This window comes from Pseudomonas sp. A014 (genome assembly GCF_052378495.1).
In the GTDB taxonomy this organism is placed as follows: domain Bacteria; phylum Pseudomonadota; class Gammaproteobacteria; order Pseudomonadales; family Pseudomonadaceae; genus Aquipseudomonas; species Aquipseudomonas machongensis.
Genome location: NZ_CP199001.1, coordinates 3,348,391 through 3,370,386 on the forward strand (window position 1 = coordinate 3,348,391; position 21,996 = coordinate 3,370,386).

19 protein-coding genes are annotated in these 21,996 nt (G+C 64.4%); 11 read left to right on the plus strand and 8 right to left on the minus strand.

The window, feature by feature from the left end; genetic code table 11:
• The first annotated feature begins 137 nt into the window (after positions 1–137).
• From ACTYOL_RS15180 to ACTYOL_RS15190, 3 genes are read left to right on the plus strand one after another with little or no spacing between them, the layout of a single operon-like run.
• A complete protein-coding gene (locus ACTYOL_RS15180) occupies positions 138–893 on the plus strand; it encodes an ABC transporter permease (protein ID WP_444756524.1) in 756 nt (251 codons plus the stop codon).
• A 10-nt stretch (positions 894–903) separates the two neighbouring features.
• On the plus strand, positions 904–1,659 hold the full coding sequence (locus ACTYOL_RS15185; RefSeq protein ID WP_156343722.1) for an ABC transporter permease: 756 nt from the start codon (positions 904–906) through the stop codon (positions 1,657–1,659).
• Between the two features lie 11 nt (positions 1,660–1,670).
• A complete protein-coding gene (locus tag ACTYOL_RS15190) occupies positions 1,671–2,456 on the plus strand; it encodes an ABC transporter ATP-binding protein (protein ID WP_444756525.1) in 786 nt (261 codons plus the stop codon).
• Positions 2,457–2,460: 4 nt separating this feature from the next.
• On the opposite strand, the gene ACTYOL_RS15195 is transcribed toward ACTYOL_RS15190, so the two are convergent.
• Positions 2,461–6,786 carry an NEL-type E3 ubiquitin ligase domain-containing protein gene (locus ACTYOL_RS15195; protein WP_444756526.1) on the minus strand — a complete coding sequence of 1,442 codons (4,326 nt, stop codon included), beginning with the start codon at positions 6,784–6,786 and terminating at the stop codon, positions 2,461–2,463.
• Between the two features lie 70 nt (positions 6,787–6,856).
• Positions 6,857–7,825 (minus strand): LysR family transcriptional regulator, encoded by a 969-nt coding sequence (locus ACTYOL_RS15200; protein WP_197890960.1) that lies wholly within the window; start codon positions 7,823–7,825, stop codon positions 6,857–6,859.
• Positions 7,826–8,071: 246 nt separating this feature from the next.
• On the opposite strand from ACTYOL_RS15200, the gene argH reads away from it, so the two are divergent.
• The 5 genes from argH (at position 8,072) to ACTYOL_RS15225 (ending at position 13,397) form a co-directional block, all read left to right on the plus strand.
• Entirely contained in the window at positions 8,072–9,499 is a 1,428-nt protein-coding gene (argH, locus tag ACTYOL_RS15205; protein ID WP_063545213.1) for an argininosuccinate lyase, read from the plus strand.
• An 88-nt stretch (positions 9,500–9,587) separates the two neighbouring features.
• Complete coding sequence (locus ACTYOL_RS15210) at positions 9,588–10,466, plus strand: amino acid ABC transporter permease (protein ID WP_054891502.1); 879 nt, start codon at positions 9,588–9,590, stop codon at positions 10,464–10,466.
• Between the two features lie 23 nt (positions 10,467–10,489).
• On the plus strand, positions 10,490–11,254 hold the full coding sequence (locus ACTYOL_RS15215) for an amino acid ABC transporter ATP-binding protein (RefSeq protein WP_054891503.1): 765 nt from the start codon (positions 10,490–10,492) through the stop codon (positions 11,252–11,254).
• Positions 11,255–11,287: 33 nt separating this feature from the next.
• Positions 11,288–12,112: an ABC transporter substrate-binding protein gene (locus ACTYOL_RS15220; protein WP_197890956.1), complete on the plus strand. Its 825-nt coding sequence runs from the start codon at positions 11,288–11,290 to the stop codon at positions 12,110–12,112.
• An 88-nt stretch (positions 12,113–12,200) separates the two neighbouring features.
• The gene (locus tag ACTYOL_RS15225; RefSeq protein ID WP_197890954.1) at positions 12,201–13,397 is read left to right on the plus strand and encodes an MFS transporter; all 1,197 of its coding nucleotides are present in this window, start codon (positions 12,201–12,203) and stop codon (positions 13,395–13,397) included.
• Between the two features lies 1 nt (position 13,398).
• Here the strand turns inward: ACTYOL_RS15225 and metC are convergent, their stop codons facing one another.
• The 6 genes from metC to ACTYOL_RS15255 form a co-directional block, all read right to left on the minus strand.
• Complete coding sequence (gene metC / locus ACTYOL_RS15230) at positions 13,399–16,098, minus strand: cystathionine beta-lyase (protein ID WP_444756527.1); 2,700 nt, start codon at positions 16,096–16,098, stop codon at positions 13,399–13,401.
• 132 nt (positions 16,099–16,230) lie between these two features.
• On the minus strand, positions 16,231–16,821 hold the full coding sequence (locus tag ACTYOL_RS15235; protein ID WP_063545217.1) for a cysteine dioxygenase family protein: 591 nt from the start codon (positions 16,819–16,821) through the stop codon (positions 16,231–16,233).
• Positions 16,822–16,850: 29 nt separating this feature from the next.
• On the minus strand, positions 16,851–17,669 hold the full coding sequence (locus ACTYOL_RS15240) for an amino acid ABC transporter ATP-binding protein (protein ID WP_112898504.1): 819 nt from the start codon (positions 17,667–17,669) through the stop codon (positions 16,851–16,853).
• Positions 17,659–18,339 carry an amino acid ABC transporter permease gene (locus ACTYOL_RS15245; protein ID WP_200603450.1) on the minus strand — a complete coding sequence of 227 codons (681 nt, stop codon included), beginning with the start codon at positions 18,337–18,339 and terminating at the stop codon, positions 17,659–17,661. Before ACTYOL_RS15245 ends, ACTYOL_RS15240 begins: the two co-directional genes overlap by 11 nt.
• The gene (locus ACTYOL_RS15250) at positions 18,329–19,063 is read right to left on the minus strand and encodes an amino acid ABC transporter permease (protein WP_444756528.1); all 735 of its coding nucleotides are present in this window, start codon (positions 19,061–19,063) and stop codon (positions 18,329–18,331) included. Before ACTYOL_RS15250 ends, ACTYOL_RS15245 begins: the two co-directional genes overlap by 11 nt.
• Positions 19,063–19,902, minus strand: coding sequence for a transporter substrate-binding domain-containing protein (locus ACTYOL_RS15255; protein WP_125929664.1), 840 nt, complete (start codon positions 19,900–19,902; stop codon positions 19,063–19,065). The genes ACTYOL_RS15250 and ACTYOL_RS15255 overlap by 1 nt, the downstream gene beginning before the upstream one ends.
• A gap of 277 nt (positions 19,903–20,179) precedes the next feature.
• Here ACTYOL_RS15255 and ACTYOL_RS15260 point away from each other — a divergent pair, with 277 nt between their 5' ends.
• From ACTYOL_RS15260 to ACTYOL_RS15270, 3 genes are all read left to right on the plus strand, one after another.
• Positions 20,180–21,037: a LysR substrate-binding domain-containing protein gene (locus ACTYOL_RS15260; protein ID WP_054891512.1), complete on the plus strand. Its 858-nt coding sequence runs from the start codon at positions 20,180–20,182 to the stop codon at positions 21,035–21,037.
• 69 nt (positions 21,038–21,106) lie between these two features.
• Positions 21,107–21,475, plus strand: coding sequence for a glyoxalase superfamily protein (locus ACTYOL_RS15265; RefSeq protein WP_444756529.1), 369 nt, complete (start codon positions 21,107–21,109; stop codon positions 21,473–21,475).
• A 195-nt stretch (positions 21,476–21,670) separates the two neighbouring features.
• The gene (locus ACTYOL_RS15270; RefSeq protein ID WP_444756530.1) at positions 21,671–21,946 is read left to right on the plus strand and encodes a hypothetical protein; all 276 of its coding nucleotides are present in this window, start codon (positions 21,671–21,673) and stop codon (positions 21,944–21,946) included.
• The last annotated feature ends 50 nt before the right edge of the window (positions 21,947–21,996 follow it).

Genomic DNA, 21,996 nt, shown 5'->3' on the forward strand with positions numbered 1-21,996 from the left:
TGATCGACTGCTGCCCCAGCAGCAGCGTACTGCTGCGTCATCATCAGCGCCCATGGCCGAGCCCCGAAAACACGGGGCTCGGCACACTGGCACAGGTCTTGCGATATCCCCGTATCACCGATCACTCAAGGCCTTCCATGCGCGCCCTGCTCGTTCCTCTTTCCTGGTTGATCTCACCCCTGGCCCTGCTCGCGTTGTGGGCCTCGGTGGCCGCTGCCGGGGTGTTTCCGGCCAACCTGCTGGTATCGCCGCTGGAGGTCTGGCGCAGCTTCCAGGAGCTGCTGGACACCGGCGAGCTTCAGGAGCACCTGGCCGGCAGCCTCTCGCGGCTGGGGCTTGGCTTTGCCTTCGGCGCTCTGTCGGGCCTGGCCCTGGGCACGGCCATGGCCCTGTCGAAAACTGTCGAGGCCTATTGCGCACCGCTGTTCCATACACTGCGCCAGGTCCCCAGCATCGCCTTGATCCCGATGTTCGTGTTGCTGTTCGGTATCGACGAGACCTTCAAGATCGTCATCGTCGCCAAGACCGCGTTCTTCCCCGTGGCCCTGGCCACCGGCGACGGTATCCGTGCCATCCCGCGCAGCCATTTCGAGGTGGCGGCGGTATATCGCCTGGGTTGGCCGACCCTGGTCGCACGCATCGCCCTGCCCGCCGCCGTACCGGCCATCGTCACCGGCGTACGCGTGGCGCTGACCCGCGCCTGGGTGGTGCTGGTGGCCTGCGAACTGCTCGCCGCCGACAGCGGCCTGGGGCAGATGATCGAAATGGGGCGCCAGATGTTGCGCATCGATGTGGTGATGGTCGGCGTGGTGATCACCGGGGTGATCGGTTTCACCCTGGACTGTTCGCTGCGACGTGTGGAGCGGCGCCTGTCCGCCTGGCAGCGCAGTTGAGGAGCGAATGATGACTGTCCGACACTTGCGTGGCCTGTTACTGCCGCTGCTGCTGCTCGCGGCCTGGGAGTATGCCTCGCGCCAGGATGCAGCCGGCGCCTATGCCTTCGTGTCCTTGTCCAAGGTCGGCTCGGCACTGCTCGAGCTGCTTGGCAACGGCGAGCTGCCGGTCAACCTGCTGGCGAGCCTGGCGCGCACCAGCAGCGGCCTCGCCCTGGGCATGCTGGCCGGCATCGCCCTCGGCGCACTGATGGCCTTGTCGCCGCTGGCCAACCGCCTGACCGCACCGCTGTTCCATGCCCTGCGCCAGGTCCCGATGCTCGGCTGGATTCCGCTGATCGCCCTGTGGTTCGGCAATGGCGAGCCGGCCAAGTTGCTGATCGTGAGTGTGGCGGCGTTCTATCCGATGGTGCTCAACACCTACGAAGGCCTGCGCCAGGTCGACATCCGCCAGCGTGAGGTCGGTCAGGTGCTGATGCTCGATCGCTGGCAGCAACTGCGCCTGATCCTGCTGCCCGGTGCCCTGCCAAGCATCGCCACCGGCGTGCTGCAGGCCCTGGCCTTCGCCTGGGTCACGGCCGTTGGCAGCGAGCTGTTCCTCGCCTCTGGCGCCGGCCTTGGCAACCTGATGATGAACGCCGAAGCCGGCGCACGGATGGAAGTGATCATCGTCTGTGTACTGTGCATCGGCCTGTGCGGCTACCTGATGACCTGGCTGTGCACCCGTTTCTGCCGGCGCCTGCTGCGCTGGCGCACCACTGATTGAAGGCCGCGACCATGAATGCCATCGCCCATCCCCACCCGCCTGCCGTGCAGGCTGGCGCCCTGCAGATCCGCCGCCTGAGCAAGGCCTATCGGCTCAAGGGCCAGACCCTCCAGGTACTGCAGGACATCGACCTGGACATTCGCCCCGGCGAGTTCATCAGCATCCTCGGTGTCAGCGGCTGCGGCAAATCGACCCTGCTGCGGCTGATCGTCGGCCTGGACACCGATCACCAGGGCACGATCGTGCTCGACGGCCAACCGGTACGCGGCCCGGGCCTTGAGCGCGGCATCGTGTTCCAGGACCACCGCCTGTTTCCCTGGATGACCCTGCAGCAAAACATCGCCCTGGCCCTGAAGAACCACGCGCTGCCTGCCGATGAAAAGCAGCGCCTGGTTGCCGAGCATATCGAGCTGGTTGGCCTGCACGGTTTCGAGCAGGCCTATCCACACCAGTTGTCCGGCGGCATGGCCCAGCGCGCGGCGATTGCCCGGGCGTTGGTGAACAAACCCAAGGTGCTGCTGCTCGACGAACCCCTGGGCGCGCTCGATGCCTTGACCCGGGTACGCCTGCAGCAGGAGCTGCAGCGCATCCGCGAGCGCGAGCGCTGCACCGTGGTGATGGTCACCCATGACATCGAAGAAGCGCTGTACCTGGGTGACCGCGTGATCGTGATGGATGCCCACCCGGGGCGTATCCGCGAAGACCTGCCTATCGACTTGGCACATCCACGCGAGCGCACCCATCCCGCCCTTCAGATCCTGAAACAGCGCCTGCTCGAGCAGCTCATGGCGCATTGAACCTTTAGCCTTTAACCCACGGATGCGCGTCCAGCATGCTCAGGGTGAACGCCAGGACTAACTCGTGCTCGGCAGCACTGCGCTCCTCGGCCAACGCCTCGATATTTTCCAGCACACTCTGCTCTGGCGCGGACTCGACCTCGGCCATCAGTGTTTCGAGGCGATCATGGTAGGGCTGGTTGAGCGTTTCGAATGCGTCGGGCTGCGTGTTGCGCAAATAGTCCTGCCAGAAGCTGCGCTGTACCAACGATGCGGCAATGCGAGTATCCGTTTCCGCCTGCAGGATCGCCGTGCTCGCCGCACGCAGTTGCGTGTCCCCTACATCCGAGAACATCCGGTGGTACATGTAGCGTGACTGGGCCGGCAGCCCGAGCGGCCTGACCAACCCGGCCCGGTATGCGAGATGCACCTCTACCTCGTCGAGCAAACCATAGGGGTTGGTGGCACGCGCCTTTTGAATGTGCTGCGCGGCGATTCTGTCGACCTCGTCCAGCCGATACAGCTCGCGGCCCAATTGTGTCAATGCGGGGCCGACCGCAGCGGGGGCCAGCCCGGCAGTGCGTGTGGCGACCAGCGCGCGGACTTCCAGCAGGCTGAGAATCAGCAGCATCTGGTCCGAGCAGGTTCGTGGCCCGGCAGCCTGCTGGAAGATCGCCTCGCGAACCTCGCTGTTCTGTACGCAGGCGTCGATCACTTGCCAGACCCTGCGCCGCAGGTCCAATCCCTGCAGTGCGTAGTCACGGGAACGGCCAAGATCATGAAGAAAGCGCATCAGGTCACTGCTGCCCGGTTCATGCACCAGTCCAGTCCATTGGACCTCTCGTACCGTTCTCTCCACATCGGTGGAGCCTGCCAGCCAGAGTTCGAGCGACTCCTGCCCTCCCGGGACATGTCGACGCAGGGGCAAAGCCACCGCAGCATCCTCTCCGATTGTGGTACGCAGTGCGGCCTGCGTTGCTTCCGGCAACGGATTGTCATGCAGGCTCAGGCCTGCCAGGCGACGACGCGAACGGGCAAGCGACGGGCTCATGTCGTTGATATTGTTGTCGCGCAGGTCGATATCCTCGAGCTGCGGATGCATGTACACCTCGACCGGCAGCTCGGCCAGACCAGTACCACGCAATGACAGACGCTGCAGGTTCTCCAGGGGGCCAAGCGGCGGCAGTCGACCGATAGGATTGTGCGCAAGGTCCAGGGTACGCAGCTGCGTCAACACGCTCAGCCTGGCCATGCCGGCTTCGTCGATGACGATCTGGTTGCCGGCCAGGCGCAGTTCGGTGAGCTGCGTCAGCACCTGCAGCCCGTCAGGAATACTGTTGATCAGGTTGTCACGCAGATCGAGGCTGCGCAGGTTGGCAAAGCGCGAGAGAAAATCTGCGCCGATTGTCGCCAGGTTCAAGCGGCGCAACGTCAGTTGGGTGACATGCTCGAACGTCACGCCCTCGGGGAGTATGGGCAGGCTGTCGAGCCGTTCGCTGTCGATGATCAGCCGGTATTGGCCATCCTGCTCGGCACGCTTGCGCCGCCAGCAATGGCGGATGCGCCGGGCGACCAGGCGACGCCGCTCGAGCATGGGCACCCGGGTTGCCTCGCGACGCCAGGTGCCCAGGCTTTGGTTGAGGCGAGTCATTAGCTGTTGCAGGTTGCGCAGGTGATCCCACAGGCCATCGCCGCGTTGACGCACAGTCTCCAGGTAGGCTTCCACCTCGACGTCCGACAGGGTCGGAAAGACTTGCTGGTAGCCCCGCAGCAGCGCAAGACGTGACCCTTCGGGCCGGCCGCTCAACGGGTAACCGATGCGTCCGTCGCCCAACCGTTGTGGAGGGCGCAGCCCTGTACCGATGGGCGCCATGCCAATGAGGCGGGCCGCCTGCTCGCGCTGGGCAAAGGCGCGCTCGGCCAGGGCACTGGCCAGGTGCCGGGCAGAACTGGCCGCCTCGCCCAACTGCAGGCGTTGCGGGGCATCCAGATGCCACAGCAGGGCCTGGAACAGATCGTCCGTGGCGTAGGCACCCGGCATGGGCGTCCCTTGCGCATCGACTGCCAGGTAGCCTTTCGCGGTCTTGATCATTCGACGCGTCTGGCTGGCAAGCGAATCGCCTACCTGTGCCAGCACCTGGCCGTCGAACTGTCCGTCACGCACCTCGATACATACAGAGCTGTCCCAGGGCGACCAGGCCTGCAACAGTCCCAACGCCAGTTGTTCGGTATCCTGAACCACCGCGGCGGCCTGCTCGAAACCTGCACAGGCCCGATCAAGACGGGCGTCACGCAACTGCCATCGCGCACGCTCGGCCACCCCCAGTGGCACCCGCCCTTGCTCCAGCAGTTGCTGGAGCTGGTCAGCATTGGCCTGGTCCAGCAGCTCCTGCCCGGCACGCGTCGTGAGGGAGGGAAAATCACGGTGCAAGGGCTGCGCCGCCGGGACGGGTGTGGCCTGCTGCTCCTGGACGTGAGCTTCGAAGGCGGCGCCACGCAATTTGGGGAAGCTGGCGTGCAGCTGATAACGCTGCGCCGCATCGTACAGGCGCGCTGGCGCAGGTGCATTTTCAAGGTGCAGGCGCCGTAGCTGCGACTCATCCATGCCAATGCTGCGCAGCAGCGGACCGGCCATATCGTCACTCACCTGACGCAACCCTCTGCCCAGGCGGCGTATCAGCATGCCTTCCCCCTGCCATTGTTGGGCAGGCTCCAGGGCATGACGCACGCCACCGGCGCCGTTGTCCTCAAGTGCGATGGTCGGCGCCTCGGGCCGGTTCGGATGCGCCACTGCGGCTACATCCGGGTCGTCGCCCAACCGGTAGGTCATCTCCTCGACCCCTTGATACGCGTGTCCTTCGTGGATTGCACGCTCACCGGGCGCCAGCGCCAACTCTTGCGTGGCATAACCCGGAAGATCGGCACGCGCCAGGCGCAGTTCACCATCGGCACTCTGTATGGGTGCCAGCTCGTCGACCTGCGCTACCCGCTCAAGCACCTTGCTGGCGCCGACCGTGAGGCCGAGCATCGCAACGTTCTGCGCCACGGCCACCAGATGGCCAAGCGCAGCCTCGCGATCACCGAGCCCCCAGTCACGGTAGCCCTCATACACTTCTTCGGTCAGCTGCTCGGCGGTGATCGCCAGCAGTGGCAAGCCAAGTTCTGGAACGAAGAAACTGGCAATGCCCAGAATGTCGAGACCCAGGCCCTTGAGCCAGTGCAGGCGACGATCACGCTCGACGCTGTCGACCAGGCTGGTCGGTACGGCCAGCACCTTTGCATCGTCCAGCAGGGTATCGACCTGCACCTGGCGCAGGTGGGCGAACAGCGCGCCGCCGACAGACTGCCACCGACCATCCAGCTCGATGGTATCCTGCGGGCCGCCTTCGGCCAGCAACCGTTTCAGCACCTGAGCAAAATGCACGCGATCCTTTGCGCTGACGAAGCGCTGGAAGAACGACCAGTAATCAGCCTTACGAAAACGCTTGCCCAACGCTTTGAACAGCTCGGACCAGGAGCGGTGGACACTCAGTACGCCCTGCGGATCGTCCGGTATCCAGGCAATCAACTGCGCAAGCTGAGCATCTGCGCCCTCTTTTACGGGCATCTGGAACACCACCACCCCCTGGATCTTGCGGCCAAGCAGGCGCATGTCCAGTGCCGTCAACGTGGCTGACTGGGGCGTCGCAGCGCAGACCTTTTGCAGCTCCGCCAGCATGTGCTCGTCGATATCGCCCTTGAGCCGCGCCAGCCATGCTGCAGCCTCCAGCCCCTCTCGCCAGCCCCGCTCGAGCAAGGCTTCATTGTTTCGGCGTACGGCATCGTTGCCAAACAGCACGCCCTTGAGATGCTGCTGGTAAAGCCCCCCCAGATCCAGGGAGCGACACAGGCCCGCAAAGGCCCGGGGCTGTAGGGCAAGCCTGTTGCCTTGCGCATCGACCACTGCCGACGCTGCCTGCCAGGCGACCTTCGATGTTTCGGCACGATCGAAATTATGCAGTGCCGAGGCCAGCAGACTGTTTTCGAAACTGCGAGTGACGATGCCATCCGGGACCCAGCCGACGCCTGACGGGAAGCGGATCTGGACTTCGCGCCGCAGCATGCTGCGACGCACATCCAGCGAGGGTTGCACCCGTTTGTCCAACGCTTCGCTCAGCAGGGGCGCGGCGAATTCGTCCAGCGGTTGGATCTGCCCAAGCAAGGCGCGCACCTCATGCTGCGTACGCTGCTGGGCGCGCAACGCCCGATGCAGAGCGTCCAGTTGTTCGGGCTTGGCTGCGCTCAACCAATTGGGCAGACGGCTGGCGATCAGTGTATCGATCGTTTCATCGGGAAGGGGTTGGGTCGACATGATACTGCTCCATCGCATTGAAAACGCGCATGAAGCCAGCGAGTGCAGAAGCGCACGTGGTAGCTATGTCTCAAGTGCCGGGCAAACGCAGATCCACCCCCATGGCCTGGGCGAAGGTTTTCACCAGTGGGCTGCGTGGGGTGTTGTGCCGCAGGATCAGGCAGAACGGTGTATGAAAACGCACCATCTCGGGATGGATCGCACGCAAGCGGCCCTGGCTGACCAGCGATTGCGCAAAGTGACAGGGCAGAAAACCGATGAAATTGCCCGTGAGCAGCAGCATGGCCACCGCCTCGACCTGGGTGGCCGACGTCTGGTTGTTCTCCTGTTCGAAGAACTGCCATTTGACCGTGTGCATGGCATAGCGATGGTGCACGAAGTTGTGTTCGCGCAGGCTGTCGAGGGGGATGTCCGCATCGCTTCGGGCGAACAATGGATGGCCTTCGCCGCAATACAACGCCGAGGCTTCCTGATACATCTCGAAGTAGTCGAACTCTTCCCGGCGCTGGTACAGCGGGACAATGCCGGCGATGAACCGACCTTCGATGACGCCGCGCTCCACCTCGTCCAGCTGTGCCACGTTCAGGCGGACACGCACCTTCGGGTGATCGCTGGAAATTTGCCGGATCGCAGCGATCAGCGGCGAGCCGCGATCGGACAGGGTGTTGTCGATGGCGCCTACGCCCAGTTCGCCAATCAGCTCGTTCTGGGCACTGCTGATGCGGTCGCGGAAGTTGTCGACCGAGTTGAACAGCTCGATCGAGGCCTGGTACACCACCTGCCCTTCTTCGGTCAGGCTGAAACCTTCGCGCCCGCGGCTGCACAACCGCATGCCGATACGGATTTCCAGATCGGAAATCTGCTTGCTGATGGCTGCCAGGCCCACGTTCAATTCGTTCTGCGCCGCGCTGAAGCCTCCTGCCTCGACCACTGCCTTGAACACCTTGAGCAGTTTGAAGTCCTGGCCACTCAAGGCCAGTGGCGCACGAATGCGGGTTTTTTCCGGCAGGTTTCCCGCAGTGGAAAGTGAGGTTTCCATTGTAAGTATTTACCTCGCGCTCGGCTTTCAACAGGCTGGATAGCACAACAAGAAATCAGCCGGCCTCGCCATCATGACCTTATGCAACGGCATATTGCAAGACTCTCCGCAATCCCCATTTCAGTCGCAAGCGATTGATTTAATTCATTTTTATACCCTGCCCCAAGCTATGTGAAACCTGCTTTCGCAGGCCTCATGACGGCCCGAACCTGCTGACAGAAGATTCTCCTTCGAGGAACGACAACAATGACTCAGCCCACCGATCGCCTCTGGGGCGCCCGCTTCGCCTCAGGCCCTGCAGCCGCCCTCGCCGCCCTGTCGCGCTCGCCGCAACGCTATTTCCAGATGGCACCGTACGACCTCGCAGGCTCCCGTGCCCATACCCGTGAGCTGCAGCGCGCAGGGCTGCTGGACAGCGACGAGACCACGCGCATGCTGGCCGCCATCGACACCCTCGACGCCGACTTTCGTGCCGGCCGCGTGCAGCCGATCGAGGACGACGAGGACGTGCACACCTTCCTCGAGCGCGTGTTGACCGAGCGTCTTGGCGCGCTGGGCGGCAAGCTGCGCGCCGGGCGCTCGCGCAATGACCAGGCGGCCAACGACCTGCGGCTGTTCCTGCGCGATCACGCACGCAAGCTCGCCGAGCAGGTGCTGGCCCTGCAGGACGCCCTGGTGAGCCAGGCCGAACAGCACGTCGACACACTGTGCCCAGGCTTCACCCACCTGCAACAGGCGCAGCCGATCAGCTTCGCCCACCAGTTGCTGGCCCATGCGCAAGCCATGCTGCGTGACGTGCAACGCCTGGTCGACTGGGATGCACGCACGGCCCTGTCGCCCTTGGGCGCCGCGGCCATGGCGGGCTCGGCCATCGCCCGCCAGCCACAGCAGTCGGCGCTGGAGATGGGCTACAGCGGCCCGTGCGAGAACTCCATCGACGCCGTGGCCAGCCGCGACCATGTCGCCGAGTTCCTGTTCATCGCCAGCATGCTCGGCATCAACCTGTCGCGCCTGTCCGAGGAATTCTGCCTGTGGTCGTCGCGCCAGTTCCGCTGGGTCGAGCTGGACGATGCCTATGCCACCGGCAGTTCGATCATGCCGCAGAAGAAGAACCCGGACATCGCCGAGCTCACTCGCGGCAAGGCCGGGCGCCTGATCGGCAACCTGACCGGCCTGCTGTCCACCCTCAAGGCCCTGCCGCTGTCGTACAACCGCGACCTGGCCGAGGACAAGAGCGAGGTGATGGACACGCTCGACACGCTGGGCCTGGTGCTCCCGGCCATGGCCGGCATGGTGCGGACCATGCAGGTGCGCGTGGACGAACTGCGCCGCCAGGCGCCGCTGGGCTTCACCCTGGCCACCGAGGTCGCCGACTGGCTGGCCATGCGCGGCGTACCGTTCAAGGAAGCCCACGAGATCACCGGGGCCTTGGTGCGCGCGTGTGAGGCGCAGGACATGGAGCTGTGGCAGGCGAGCCCGGCGATGCTCGCCGACATCGACCCGCGCCTGACACCCGAGGTGCGCGAGAGCCTCACCCTGGAAGCTGCCATCGCCATGCGCAGCGGCCACGGAGGTACCGCCCCACAACGCGTGCGCGAGCAGATCGCGCGCCTGAAAGTCGCCCTTGAAGCACAGCAGGCCTGGGCTGCCCATTACCAAGGGCCGCGCACCTGAAGACCTGTGGGCAGCGGTTTCGCAAGGACCTGCTGCCCGCCACCGATCGACACGCCCAGGCGCCCTGCGCCGACTGCGGAGCCACACCATGAGTCAGATACACGCCAAACGCCTCGCCGATGAGCGCAGGCAACAGGAAAACGAGTTCGACATCAGCCGCTACGAGCATGTCCCGCGCCGTTATTACGGGCGCATGTTCTTCGCCACGCTGATCGTCGTGCTGTTGCTGGGGCTGGCCAATGCCTTTGCCAATGGCAAGATCGAATGGGCCTTCGTCGGCCAGTTCCTGACCTCCGAGGCGATCCTCTGGGGCTTGGGCAATACCATCGTCATGTCGGTGATCGCCATGGCCCTGGGCATCGTCTTCGGCGTCATCACGGCGGTGATGCGCATGTCGCAGAACCCGATCCTGCAGTACGTGGCGCTGGCCTACACCTGGCTGTTCCGGGGTACGCCGCTGATCCTGCAACTGTTGCTGTGGTTCAACCTGGCGCTGATCTTCCCCACCATCGGCATTCCTGGCCTGTTCCAGTTCGACACCGTGACGCTGATGACCCCCTTCGTTGCCGCGCTGCTGGGCCTGAGCATCAACCAGGGCGCCTATACCGCCGAAGTGGTGCGTGCCGGTTTGCTGTCGGTGGACACTGGCCAGTACGAAGCGGCCAAGTCGATCGGCATGCCGCGCCTGCAGGCGCTGCGCCGGATCATCCTGCCCCAGGCCATGCGCATCATCATCCCGCCGGTGGGCAACGAGTTCATCGGCATGGTCAAGATGACCAGCCTGGCCAGCGTCATCCAGTATTCGGAGCTGCTGCACAACGCGCAGAACATCTACTACGCCAACGCCCGAGTGATGGAGCTGCTGATCGTTGCCGGCATCTGGTACCTGGCAGTGGTCACCCTGCTGTCGTTCGGCCAGAGCCGCCTGGAACGTCACTTCGCCAAGGGCGCTGGCAAGCGCTCCTGATCGGCCATAGAGAGAACATGCCCATGAGAAGCATCGTCAAGGCCGTCGGCCTGCAGAAATACTACGGCGACTACCACGCGCTGAACGACATCAACCTGGAAATCGAGCAAGGCGAAGTGCTCTGCGTGATCGGCCCTTCGGGCTCCGGCAAGAGCACCTTCCTGCGCTGCATCAACCAGCTGGAAAAAGTCGATGGCGGCGGCCTGTGGGTCGACGGGGAGCTGGTCGGCTACCGCATGGCCGGCAACAAGCTGCACGAACTGACCGAATCGCAGATCGCCCGCCAGCGCCTGGCCACCGGCATGGTGTTCCAGCGTTTCAACCTGTTCCCGCACCTGACGGTGCTGCAGAACATCATCGAAGGCCCCTGCCAGGTGCTGCGCCGCTCGCCCAAGGAAGCTACCGAGGATGCCCTCGAACTGCTGGCCCGGGTCGGCCTGAGCGACAAGCGCGACCATTACCCGATCCAGCTTTCCGGTGGCCAGCAACAGCGTGTGGCCATCGCCCGCGCCCTGGCCATGCGTCCGAAACTGATGCTGTTCGACGAACCCACCTCCGCGCTGGACCCCGAGCTGGTCGGCGAGGTGCTATCGGTCATGCGTGACCTGGCCAAGTCCGGCATGACCATGGTCGTGGTCACCCATGAGCTGGGCTTTGCCCGCGAGGTGTCCAATCGAGTGGTATTCATGGACGCCGGACAGATCGTAGAAGCAGGAAGCCCCGAAGAGGTGCTCCTGGCCCCCCAGAACCCGCGGACCCAGAACTTCATTTCCGCGGTTCGTACCTGACTGCCGCCCACAACCATAAAGAGAACCCTAGGCATGAAAAAAACCCTTCTTGCGTGCAGCGTACTGACCGCCTTGGCCTTCAACGTCCAGGCCGCCACGGAACTTCCGGCCTCGATCAAGGCCAAGGGCGAAATCGTCGCCGCAATCGTCCCCAACTACCCACCGATGGATTTCAAGGACCCGGCCACCAACCAGCTGACCGGCGTCGATGTCGACCTGGGCAACGCCCTGGCCGAACGCCTGGGGGTGAAGATCAAGTGGCAGGAGACCGCCTTCGAGCAGATGATCAGCGCCCTGGTCACCAAGCGCGTCGACATCATCCTTTCGGGCATGACCGACACCAAGGAACGCCAGCAAGTGGTGACCTTCGTCGACTACTTCACCAGCGGCCCACAGTTCTACACCCTGCAAAGCCGCGGCGAGATCAACGAGATGACCGACCTGTGCGGCAAGAAAGTCGGCACCAGCCGCCGCACCACCTGGCCCAACGATGTCGCTACCTGGAGCAAGGCCAACTGCGAGGCCAACGGCAAGCCGGCAGTGATCGTGCTCGGCTCCGAAGGCAGTGCCGACGCGCGTGCGCAACTGCGCCAAGGGCGCCTTGATGCCGCCGTGCAAGGCAGCGAAACGCTGCCGTATATCCAGGACCTGGAGAAAGGTACCTTCAAGAGCCTTGGCACGCCGCTGACCACCCAGCTCACCGGACTGGGCGTGGCCAAGGATAACGCTGCGCTGTCGGCTGCGATTCGCAGCGAACTGCAGGCGATGGTCGACGATGGCAGCTACCGCAAGATCCTGGAGAAATGGGGCGCAGCCGATGGCGTGCTGAACCCGATCACCATCAACGGCGGGAAGTGATTCGACCGGTTGAAATTGCGGCGTACTTTTCGCGGGTGAAACCGCGAAAAGGCCCATACCGACATTTCCCAATGCCCGAGAATGGACTGTGGCCACTTACTCCCCCGTCATCCGCCGCCTGATGCTGAGCTCGCTGACCCTGGTAATCAGCCGCTCGCTCACCAGCCCCCTGTTGGCCTTGTTCCTCACGACACAACTGGGCATGGCCCAGCATGACGTCGGCTTGCTGATCAGTGTCGCCGCACTGTCGGGCACGGTGTTCGGCCTCTACGGCGGCTACGTGATCGACCGCTTCGACAAGCGTCGCCTGCTGGGCCTGGCGATGCTTTCGACCGCGATCGGTTTCCTCCTGCTGACCTTCGCCCAGGACGCCTGGCAGGCCGTGCTGACCCTGGTGCTGACCGAATCGGCCTCGGCGCTGTTCGTCATCGGTTCCAAGGCCATGCTCGGCGAGTACCTGGCCGTCGAGCAGCGCGCCAAGGCCTTCTCCTTGCGCTACACCCTTACCAATATCGGCTATGCGACCGGCCCGATGCTCGGCGTGGTGCTGGTCGGGGTGCACCCGCTGGCGCCCTTCTGGACCGCCAGTGCGGTGGCACTGCTGAGCCTGTGGGTGATGAGCGCGGTTCCCGCGAGCACGGCGAGCAGCGCCCCGTCCGCGCAGCCGCCAACCCGCTTCATGGCGGTACTGGCGGCTGTGCGCACCGACCGCATCCTGTTGCTGTTCACCGCGGGCAGCTTGCTCAACGCACTGGTGCACGGACGCTTCACCATCTACCTGTCGCAGTACCTGCTGGTGAAATACCCACCCGCGCAAGCCATGACCACCCTCTCGGCGCTGCTGGCCTGCAACGCCCTGGTGGTGATCGTGCTGCAATTCCAGTTCGGCCGGTTGCTCAGCCGTGACAACCTGGGGCGCTGGATGAGCATCGGTGCGGTGCTGTTCATCGGCGGGCTGGCGGGGTTCCTGTATGCCGACAACCTGATCAGTTGGTGCCTGGCAATGTTCGTCTTCACCCTGGGCGAGATGATCCTGCTGCCCAGCGAATTCCTGTTCATCGACAGCATTGCCCCTGAACACCTCAAGGGCAGTTACTACGGATTCCAGAACCTGGCGGCAGTCGGCGGCGCACTGAGCCCGGTACTGTGCGGCTACCTGCTGGGGACAGGCATGCCCGGCAGCATGTTCATCGCGCTGATGGTCACCGCCGCCTGCGGCGGCGGGTTGTGTGCTGCGGCATGCCTGTGGGCGCAGCATCGGCGTGAGGGACCGCCGACGCTCTGACTCAATACGCCTGGCGCAGGGCCTGGTCCAGATCGCGTTGCAACGAACGCACGTCCTCCAGCCCCACGTGCAGGCGCACCAGGGGCCCGCCCAGGGTCGGCGCAAACTGGCGCTCGCGTGTGCCGGCCAAGGTCACCAGGCTTTCGTAGCCGCCCCAGGATGCACCGATCCCGAACAGGCGCAGGCCATTGACAAAGGCCTCGGCACTCGCCAGCGATGGATTCGCCAGGGTGAAACTGAGCAAGCCATTGCTACCGCTGAAATCGCGCTGCCACAAGGCGTGCCCAGGGTGCTCCGGCAAGGCTGGATGGAACACCTGCGCCACGTCCTCGCGCTGTTGCAACCAGCGCGCGATGTCCAACCCCTGACGCTCGTGCACGGCCATGCGGCTGGCCAGACTGCGCGCACCACGCAACACCAGCCAGGCATCGTCGGGGCTTACGGTGCAGCCGCAGTTGTCGCTCATGCGCGAGAGCGCGGCAAAGGCTTCGCGGGTGGTGCAGACACTGCCCATCATCACGTCGCTGTGTCCGCTCAGGTACTTGGTCAAGGCCATGACCGAAATGTCGGCGCCCAAGGTCAGCGGCCGGTGCAGGTAGCCCGAGCCCCAGGTGTTGTCGACGGCCAGCAGCACGCCGCGGGCCTTGCACAGGGCAGCCATGGCCGGCAGGTCGTTGAGCTCGTAGAGCAACGAGCTGGGGCTTTCGCTGTAGACCATGCGTGTTTCGGCGCGCAGCGCCTGCTCCAGGTCACGACCGTCGGCGGCGAAGTACTGCACCTGCACGCCGAAGGGTTCGAGCAGCTCACGCGCCAGGCGCCGCACCGGATCGTAGACACCATCGCTGATCAGCAGATGATCTCCCGGACGCAAGTAGGCCAGGAACGTCTGGGCGATTGCCTGCAGGCCGGTGGCAAACAGCCGGGTGCGATACCCCCCTTCCAGTTCGCTGACCAGGTCTTCCAGGGCAAAGGCCGTGGGGTTGCCACGGGCACCATAGCTGAGCACGCGCTCCTGGTCGCGACGGCTACGGGCCTGGCGCATGTCGGCGACGCTGTCGAACAACACCGTGCTCAGGCGACTGACCGGCGGATTGACGCCATGGGCACCCACGCCCTGCTCGCCTCGCCCACCGTGCACCAGGCGCGTGGCCACCGGGTCGACAGCGGTCAATGGGCTGAAGCTACGGGTTTCGGCCTCGTTCATCTGGGCAATCAGGCCGGTTTCCCAGGCCAGGTACTGGCGCGCCGCGTCCTTGTTGCCGCTGTGCCGGTCATGGACGAAGAACAGGAAATCGATACAGTCCGCATCCGGCAACGACAGGTCGTTGTCCACCTGCGGCCAGTCGTCCAGCGATGCACGGGGGAACAGCCGCGCAGCCTGTTGCTGGGCAGGTGTCAGCTCGGCGAGCGCCAACTGTGCCACGCGCGGATCGTCGGCGATGAACACCAGGCGCTGCCCAGCTCCGCCCACCTGCTGCGCCAATTGCGGACGGATCGACCACCGGGCGCCTTGCAGGTGGCGCTTGCGGTAGGCGGTGCTGGAGCGCAGGTCGATCAGTAACGCCTCTGCAAGCTCATCGGCGCGAGCTTCGGCGAGGGTCACCGGCAATGGCGCAGCAACGTCCAGAGCCAGGCCGCTGTCCAGGCCGCCTTCGAGCACATGGGCCTCGTGGCCCATCTGGCGCAGCCAACTGGCGACCACCGGCGCACGCACGCCATCGGTGTCGAACAGCACCACGCGGGCCTTGCGCACACCGATATACAGGTCGGTGCCCTGAATCAGCTGGCCGCCTGGGCAATGCTGTGCGCCCGGCAGGCTGCCGGCGGCGAATTCTTCAGGGGTGCGCACGTCGCAGAGAAACAGGCTGCGCCCGGCGTCGGCGGCCCACTGCCGGACCTGCTGTGCGTCCACCCAGGCAACCCCCGCCTGCTGGGCCAGCTGCCGCGCTCGCGCACGCTGCCTGGGCAGTGCGGCGCCGCTGTGTTCGGGATACGCGCGTTGGCTGCCGTGATCCAGCGGCAGGTCCACCAGGTACCAGCCTTGGGTGCCGTTCTCCAAGGCATAGACCGGGTTGTCTATGCCCAGGTTGATCAGCGTCTGCGCACCGATGATGCTGCGGGTGCGGCCGGCGCAATTGATCACCACGGGGGTGTGCGGGTCGCTCACCAGGTCTTCCAGACGATAGCCCAGCTCGCCATTCGGGCAGCAGGTGGCGCCGGGGATGCTCATCTTGGCGAACTCCTCCAGCGGGCGACCATCGAGCAGCACCAACGGCTTGCCTTGGCGCTGCCACTCGGCCAGCTCCTGGGCACTGATGCGCGGGGTGTGGCAGGCATGCTCGACCAGCTCGCCGAAGGCCTTCGAGGGCAAGTGCACACCGGCGAACAGCTCGAAACCGGCGCGCTGCCAGCCCAGGCTGCCGCCCTCCAGGCACTGCACGCAGGTGTAGCCCAACGCTTGCAGACGCTGGGCCCCGCGTTGGGCCAACGCACCGCCGTCCTCGTCGTAGACCACCACGCGTACCGCAGGATTGGGCGCCAGGCGCTGCGCTTCGAGCTCAAGGCGGCTGTAGGGCAGATTGACGGCGTAGAACAGGTGGGCCTCGCCGTATTGACCGTGCTCGCGCAGGTCGAACAGGGCGATTTCCTGGCCGTCGAACAGCCAGGTGTGCAGGAGCTCGGGGGTGATGCTGGGGATCATGGGACGCAGTCCGTGGTCGTTGGTGGGGTGCAGGGCTGGCAGATGGTGTCGCGCTTTTCGCGGGCAAGCCCGCTCCTGCCCAGTAAGGCACCTGTAGGAGCGGGCTTGCCCGCGAAAAGCGCGACACCGATCTCAAAGCCCGTAAGCCTCGATCGAAGGCGCCATCTGTGATTTGTTGTAGTTCACCACGCTGCCGTCATCCTTGACGCCGTAGCGGTGTTCCAGAGACTCCAGCGGGCGGCCATAGAGGTGGAAGTGCAGCGTCGGGCTATCGCCCTCGACGCGGATGCCATGCAGGTCCTCGCCCAGGAAGGCCACCGAGGTTCCCGGCTGCACCACGATCTCGCGCTCCAGCGCCAGGGTGGCACGGGCCGGATCGCTGCCGTCGTCTTCGCGGCGGTACACGCGGTTGAGCTCCTGGCCCTCGACGGCGACGATGATCGCCCAGGTCTCATGGTTGTGCGGCAGGGTCGCCTTGCCCGGCAACAGCGAATTGACGTACAGGGTCGGCGACTCGCCGTCGTCATTCAGGCGATAGCGAAACTGGGTTTCGCCGGTGGCGGCATCCGGGGCCGGAAAACGCTCGAAGTTGAACAATTCGCGGCGCTCGGCCAGGCCCTCGAGCAGCTTGACGATCTGCTGCAGGGCTGCACGGTCGACGCCGCGCGCATGGATGGCGCGCACTTGCGCAAGGAACGGCTGGATCACGGAATCACGGGACATGGTCGGTCTCTCTTGGCTGGAGGCTGAAATCACACGCTGAGGCTGTAACGCCCCAGGTTGGTCAATACATCGGGCGCCGGGCGGCTCGGGCGCTGACTGCTCTCGCCCAGCGCGTGCTGGAGGAAGGCCTGGGTGCGCGCATGGGTCGGGGCACGGAACACCTGCTCGGCGCTGCCGTGCTCGACGATGCGGCCATGCTCGGTGAAGTACACCTGGTCGCTGATCTCTTCGGCAAAGCGCATCTCGTGGGTGACCAGCACGCAGGTCATGCCCTCCTCGGTCAACTCGCGGATCACCGCCAGCACCTCGCCGACCATCTCTGGGTCGAGCGCCGAGGTCACCTCATCGAACAGGATCAGCTTGGGCCGCATGGCCAGGGCTCGGGCAATCGCCACGCGCTGCTGCTGGCCGCCGGAGAGCTCACCGGGAAATGCCGTGGCCTTGTGGCCCAGGCGAACCTTGTCGAGCAGTGCCAGGGCCTCGTCACGTACCTCCTGACGCGGGCGACCGAGCACCTTGGTCGGGGCGATCAGCAGGTTGTCGAGCACACTCAGGTGGGGAAACAGGTTGTACTGCTGGAAGACGAAACCGACCTGCTTGCGCAGGGCGATCAGCCCGGCTTCGCCCTGCAGTTGCTCCACCGCGGTATCGCCTATGCGGATGCTGCCGCGCTGCGGGCGCAACAGCCCGGTCATGCAACGCAGGATGGTCGATTTGCCTGAGCCGGACGGGCCGATGATCGACACCGCCTGCCCGGCCTGCACGTCCAGGTCGATACCGCGCAGCACCGGATTGTCGCCAAAGGCCAGGTGCACATCGCGAAGCTGGATCAAAGGTTCAGAAGGCATAGCGACGCTCCAGGCGTTGGGTCAGGCGGGCAATCGGGTAGCAGTAGACGAAGAACAGCGCCAGCACACTGAAATACACCAGCACCGTGAAACCGCTACGGTTGACGGTGTTGGCAGCGATTTGCGCGCTGTCGATCAGGTCGTGCACGCCCACCAGCGAAGCCAGTGCGGTGCCCATGGTCACCACCGCGTACAGGTTCATCCACGGCGGCAACATGCGCCGCAGGCACTGCGGCAGAATGATCGAGCAGAAAATCTGACCACGGCTGAAGGCCAGCGAACGCGCAGCCTCCCACTGAGTCGCCGGAATCGAGGCGACCGCGCCGCGGAAGATCTCGGCAACGTTGGCGCTGGCTGGCAGTGCAAGGCCCACAGTGACCTTGAGCCAGTCGGGAAAGGCCACCCAGGTACCGGCAATCTGCACATCGAACGGGAATACATAGGAAGTAAAGTAGATCAGCACCAACCAGGGCGCATTGCGAAACACCTGCACCCACAACCGCGCCACGCCGCGCAGGGGGCGCAGCGGCGACAGCAGCAGCATCCCCACCAACAGGCCCAGCAGCGTACCCAGGGCGATGGCTCCGACGCTGATCTGGATGTTCTGCAACAGGCCCGCGCCCAGGGTGGGCGACCACTGCCAGAGCGTGGCGAAATGCTCAATGGCCATAACCGGGCATCCTCAGGCGCGCTTCCAGGGCGCGGCCGATACAGTTGACTGCAAAGCTGAGCAGTCCGAAAAAGGCCAGGATCAGCAGCATCAGTTCGATGACGTTGTCGCCCTGGGTCCAGATCATGATCGACGCATAGGTGATGTCGTTGACGGCGATGGCCGAGGCCACGGCGGTCATCTTCACCAGGTCGATCAGGTTGTTGACCAGCGCCGGCAAGGCGAAGCGCACGGCCATTGGCAACTGCACCTGCAGCAGTTGCTGGCGACGGCTGAAGGCCAGCGAGCTGGCCGCTTCGAGGGTCACTGCCGGCACCGCCTCGATCCCTGCGCGCAGGGCTTCGGCGTGAAAGGCGCCCTTGTGCAGGGAGATCACCAGCACCACCCAGGCGAAGGGGGTCATGGGGTTGGCACTGCCCAGGCTCTGGTTGATCAGCATGTTCAACACCAGGAAGGCGCAGTACAGCTGCACCAGGGTCGGCGTGTTACGCGTCACCTCGATGAAGGCCCGCGCCGGCCAGGCCAGCCAGCGCTGCCCGGACGTGACCGCAGCAGCCAGCAGCACACCCACCAGCAAGCTGCCGAGGATGCTGAACAGGCACAGACCGAGCGTGGTCAGCGCACCGTCGAGCAGCTTGCCGCTGGCGTAGGCGTCGAGCAGGAACGCATAGTTCAGGCCGAGATGGGCAAGCTGCCCCACCAGCCAGTGCAGGCTGTCGCTCATCAGGCGCCTTCGCCCTGCAGCTTGGCACGCAACTCCACCAGCGCCGGCGAGGCCGGGGTGATGTGGTTGGCCTGCTCACGTTCGATCAGCCAGCCACTGCGGTGCCATTGCTTGACGAAGGGGTCCAGGCGCTGCTGGGTGTCGGTTTCGCCCAGGCGGGTCCAGATCACCGAGGGCGCGGGGTTCAGCTCCGGGGTCAGGGCACGATAGCCGCTCCACTCTCCCCCCTTGGCCAACAGCGGATTGATCAGCGTGGCGTCATGCACGGCGGCCACGCAGTTGTTACCGCGCAGGGCCAGCAGGGATTCGGCGGAGGTCTTGAAGGCCTTGAGGTCGGCGCCCAGGTCGATCAGTGCCTGGGTGTAGCTGCTGCCCTGGGAGGTGCACACCGGCTGGCCCTTGAGGTCGGCCCAGGTCTTGACCGGGCTGTCCTTGGCCAGCGCGGCGGTGCCGCCAACCCGGTAGAACGGCGTGGGCACATGGCCCAGCAGCTTGTCGCGCTCAGGTGTCCATTCCATGTTGGCAATCAGCAGATCGACCTTGCCTTGCTGCAAAAACTGCACGCGGTTGGCCGGCTGTACCGCGACCAGATCGACCTCGACACCCAACTGGCGCGCCAGGTCGCGGGCCAGATCGACGCTGAAACCGATCGGCTCGCGGGTGTTCGGGTCGATGGCACCGAAGGGACCGCCGGAAAGCACCACCCCCACCGCCAGCTTGTGGCGCTGCTGGATCTTGTCCAGGGTGGCATCGGCCTGGGCAAGGCCGCTGGCGGCAAGGCCGGTGGTGGCGAGCAACGCGGCAAACAGGCCGCGACGGGCAACGGTGGACAGCGACATGGTGGGGCTCCTCATCCCGGCAGCCGGAACATCCGGCCAATGAGGGCGCATCCTAGAAACTTGGTGGGATCAGGGGAAATGCAAATATTGACTATCGTTATAACTTGGATCGAATGAGTAGGAGCTTGATTTGGCATAAGCAGCGTAAAATATGGGTTTTGCATCAAGGCGTTGCAAATCTAGGCCAACAAAACATAATACTTCTTTATCGTTTATTGACTGACAGTAATGTAAAAACGGGCGATCCGCCTCCCCCACTCCAACCGCAGGCCCGCCGATGACCGCACCCGCCCTGGACCTCGATCTGCTACGCACCTTCGTCGCCATCGTCGATCACACAAGCTTCGCCGAAGCCGGTCGCCACCTGGCCCGCACCCAGGCCTCGGTCACCCAGCACATGCAACGGCTGGAACAGCAGGTGGGCGTAGCGCTGCTGCGCAAGCAGGGCCGACACAAAGCCCTCACCGATGCCGGCCGCCAGTTGTTGCGCCATGCCCGGCAGATGCTCGCACTCAATGACGAAGCCCTCGCCGGCCTGCGTCAGGACGGCCTGAGCGGCGTGCTGCGGATCGGTTCGCCGCATGACATCGCCGACACCATCCTGCCACCTCTGCTCGGCCATATCGCCCGTTCGGCGCCGAACCTGCGCCTGGAGATAAACGTCGGCCGCAGCCCGTTCCTGATGGACGACCTGCAGCGTGGCAAGGTCGACATGGTCATTTCCACCGTCACCGCCCCCGGCGTGGAGGGTTTCGCCTTGCGCACCTCGCCGGTGTGGTGGATCTGTGCAGCGCAGTACCAGCACATCCCCGGCGAACCGCTACCGTTGGTGCTGGTGGACGAACCCAGCCTGTACCGCCGACTGGCCCTGGACGCCCTGGAACAGGCCGGCATACCGTGGCGCCAGGCCTACCTGGCGTCCAACCTGATCGGCATCAAGGCCGCAGTCCGCGCAGGATTGGGCATCACCGCGCGCAGCCAGGAGATGGTCGGCCCGGACATGCGCGTGCTCGGCCAGAGCGACGGCCTGCCGCCACTGCCGGACGTCACCTACCACCTGTGGGTGCGGGCCAACACGGTCAACCCGCTGGTGCGCCAGGCCTATGCCATGGTGCGCGCCAGCGTGGGGCTGTGAGCCAGCCAATCGCCATGGCCCACCGCGATGCGCTAGAGTGGCGACCTCCCACCCGGTAAGGATGCCTCCATGCAATTCGCCCCCGCCATTCCCGTGCTGCGCATATTCTCGGTCGACAAGGCCAAGGAGTTCTACCTCGATTTCCTGGGCTTCACCATCGACTGGGAACACCGCTTCGCCCCGGACCTGCCGCTGTATGTGCAGATTCACCGCGACGGGCTGATCCTGCACCTGTCCGAACACTATGGCGACGCCACGCCAGGCTCCACCGTGTTTGCCCGGGTCGAAGACCTCAAGGCGCTCGAAAGCGAACTGCAGGCCAAAAAGTACGGTTATTCACGCCCCGAAGCCGAGCGGGTGGACTGGGGGCTGCAAATGCAGATCCGTGATCCGTTCGGCAATTTGCTGCGGTTTTGTCAGCAGATAGGGGATGCATAGCATTACTGAAATCTCCTACACACTACTTAGAAGCAAGTGAATAGGCTCAGCAGCGAAAGTTCTGCATTGTGCGCGAACCTGAAATGGATTCGACACCAATAAGGAACTTCGCTTGCAGGTTACAAGTAGATATAGAGTCGTCAGTCATCACGAGCGCACCATCAATAGCCTGATCATCAACAGCCGAGCAGCATGATGAACGACCTGACCAGCATCGCCTGCTTGTCACTGATTGCGTTCTTAGCAGACCGAATCCTTCGTCACCCAAACATGCGCAAGTGGACGGGCATCGCGCTAATGTCATGTGCCATTGCAAGTCTTTTCTTTCTTGGACATGGAACATTGTTGGGCACCCCAAATTTCCTATGGCCGATATTTCTGGCCGCCACAGGAATCCACTTGCTTGCCAATCAGACGAAACATTGTTCCGATGCCGATCAGGGAAAGGGCTCGGAGCGCAGCGGCACATAGCGAGCGTTGCGGACAGGCCACACGGCTACGCAAAATACCTCACACCCGAC

Coding starts and splice junctions, on each gene's coding strand:
- ACTYOL_RS15180 (WP_444756524.1), top strand. CDS start 138: ATGCGCGCCCTGCTCGTTCCTCTTTCCTGGTTGATCTCACCCCTGGCC.
- ACTYOL_RS15185 (WP_156343722.1), top strand. CDS start 904: ATGACTGTCCGACACTTGCGTGGCCTGTTACTGCCGCTGCTGCTGCTC.
- ACTYOL_RS15190 (WP_444756525.1), top strand. CDS start 1,671: ATGAATGCCATCGCCCATCCCCACCCGCCTGCCGTGCAGGCTGGCGCC.
- ACTYOL_RS15195 (WP_444756526.1), bottom strand. CDS start 6,786: ATGTCGACCCAACCCCTTCCCGATGAAACGATCGATACACTGATCGCC.
- ACTYOL_RS15200 (WP_197890960.1), bottom strand. CDS start 7,825: ATGGAAACCTCACTTTCCACTGCGGGAAACCTGCCGGAAAAAACCCGC.
- argH (WP_063545213.1), top strand. CDS start 8,072: ATGACTCAGCCCACCGATCGCCTCTGGGGCGCCCGCTTCGCCTCAGGC.
- ACTYOL_RS15210 (WP_054891502.1), top strand. CDS start 9,588: ATGAGTCAGATACACGCCAAACGCCTCGCCGATGAGCGCAGGCAACAG.
- ACTYOL_RS15215 (WP_054891503.1), top strand. CDS start 10,490: ATGAGAAGCATCGTCAAGGCCGTCGGCCTGCAGAAATACTACGGCGAC.
- ACTYOL_RS15220 (WP_197890956.1), top strand. CDS start 11,288: ATGAAAAAAACCCTTCTTGCGTGCAGCGTACTGACCGCCTTGGCCTTC.
- metC (WP_444756527.1), bottom strand. CDS start 16,098: ATGATCCCCAGCATCACCCCCGAGCTCCTGCACACCTGGCTGTTCGAC.
- ACTYOL_RS15235 (WP_063545217.1), bottom strand. CDS start 16,821: ATGTCCCGTGATTCCGTGATCCAGCCGTTCCTTGCGCAAGTGCGCGCC.
- ACTYOL_RS15240 (WP_112898504.1), bottom strand. CDS start 17,669: ATGCCTTCTGAACCTTTGATCCAGCTTCGCGATGTGCACCTGGCCTTT.
- ACTYOL_RS15245 (WP_200603450.1), bottom strand. CDS start 18,339: ATGGCCATTGAGCATTTCGCCACGCTCTGGCAGTGGTCGCCCACCCTG.
- ACTYOL_RS15250 (WP_444756528.1), bottom strand. CDS start 19,063: ATGAGCGACAGCCTGCACTGGCTGGTGGGGCAGCTTGCCCATCTCGGC.
- ACTYOL_RS15255 (WP_125929664.1), bottom strand. CDS start 19,902: ATGTCGCTGTCCACCGTTGCCCGTCGCGGCCTGTTTGCCGCGTTGCTC.
- ACTYOL_RS15260 (WP_054891512.1), top strand. CDS start 20,180: ATGACCGCACCCGCCCTGGACCTCGATCTGCTACGCACCTTCGTCGCC.
- ACTYOL_RS15265 (WP_444756529.1), top strand. CDS start 21,107: ATGCAATTCGCCCCCGCCATTCCCGTGCTGCGCATATTCTCGGTCGAC.
- ACTYOL_RS15270 (WP_444756530.1), top strand. CDS start 21,671: ATGAACGACCTGACCAGCATCGCCTGCTTGTCACTGATTGCGTTCTTA.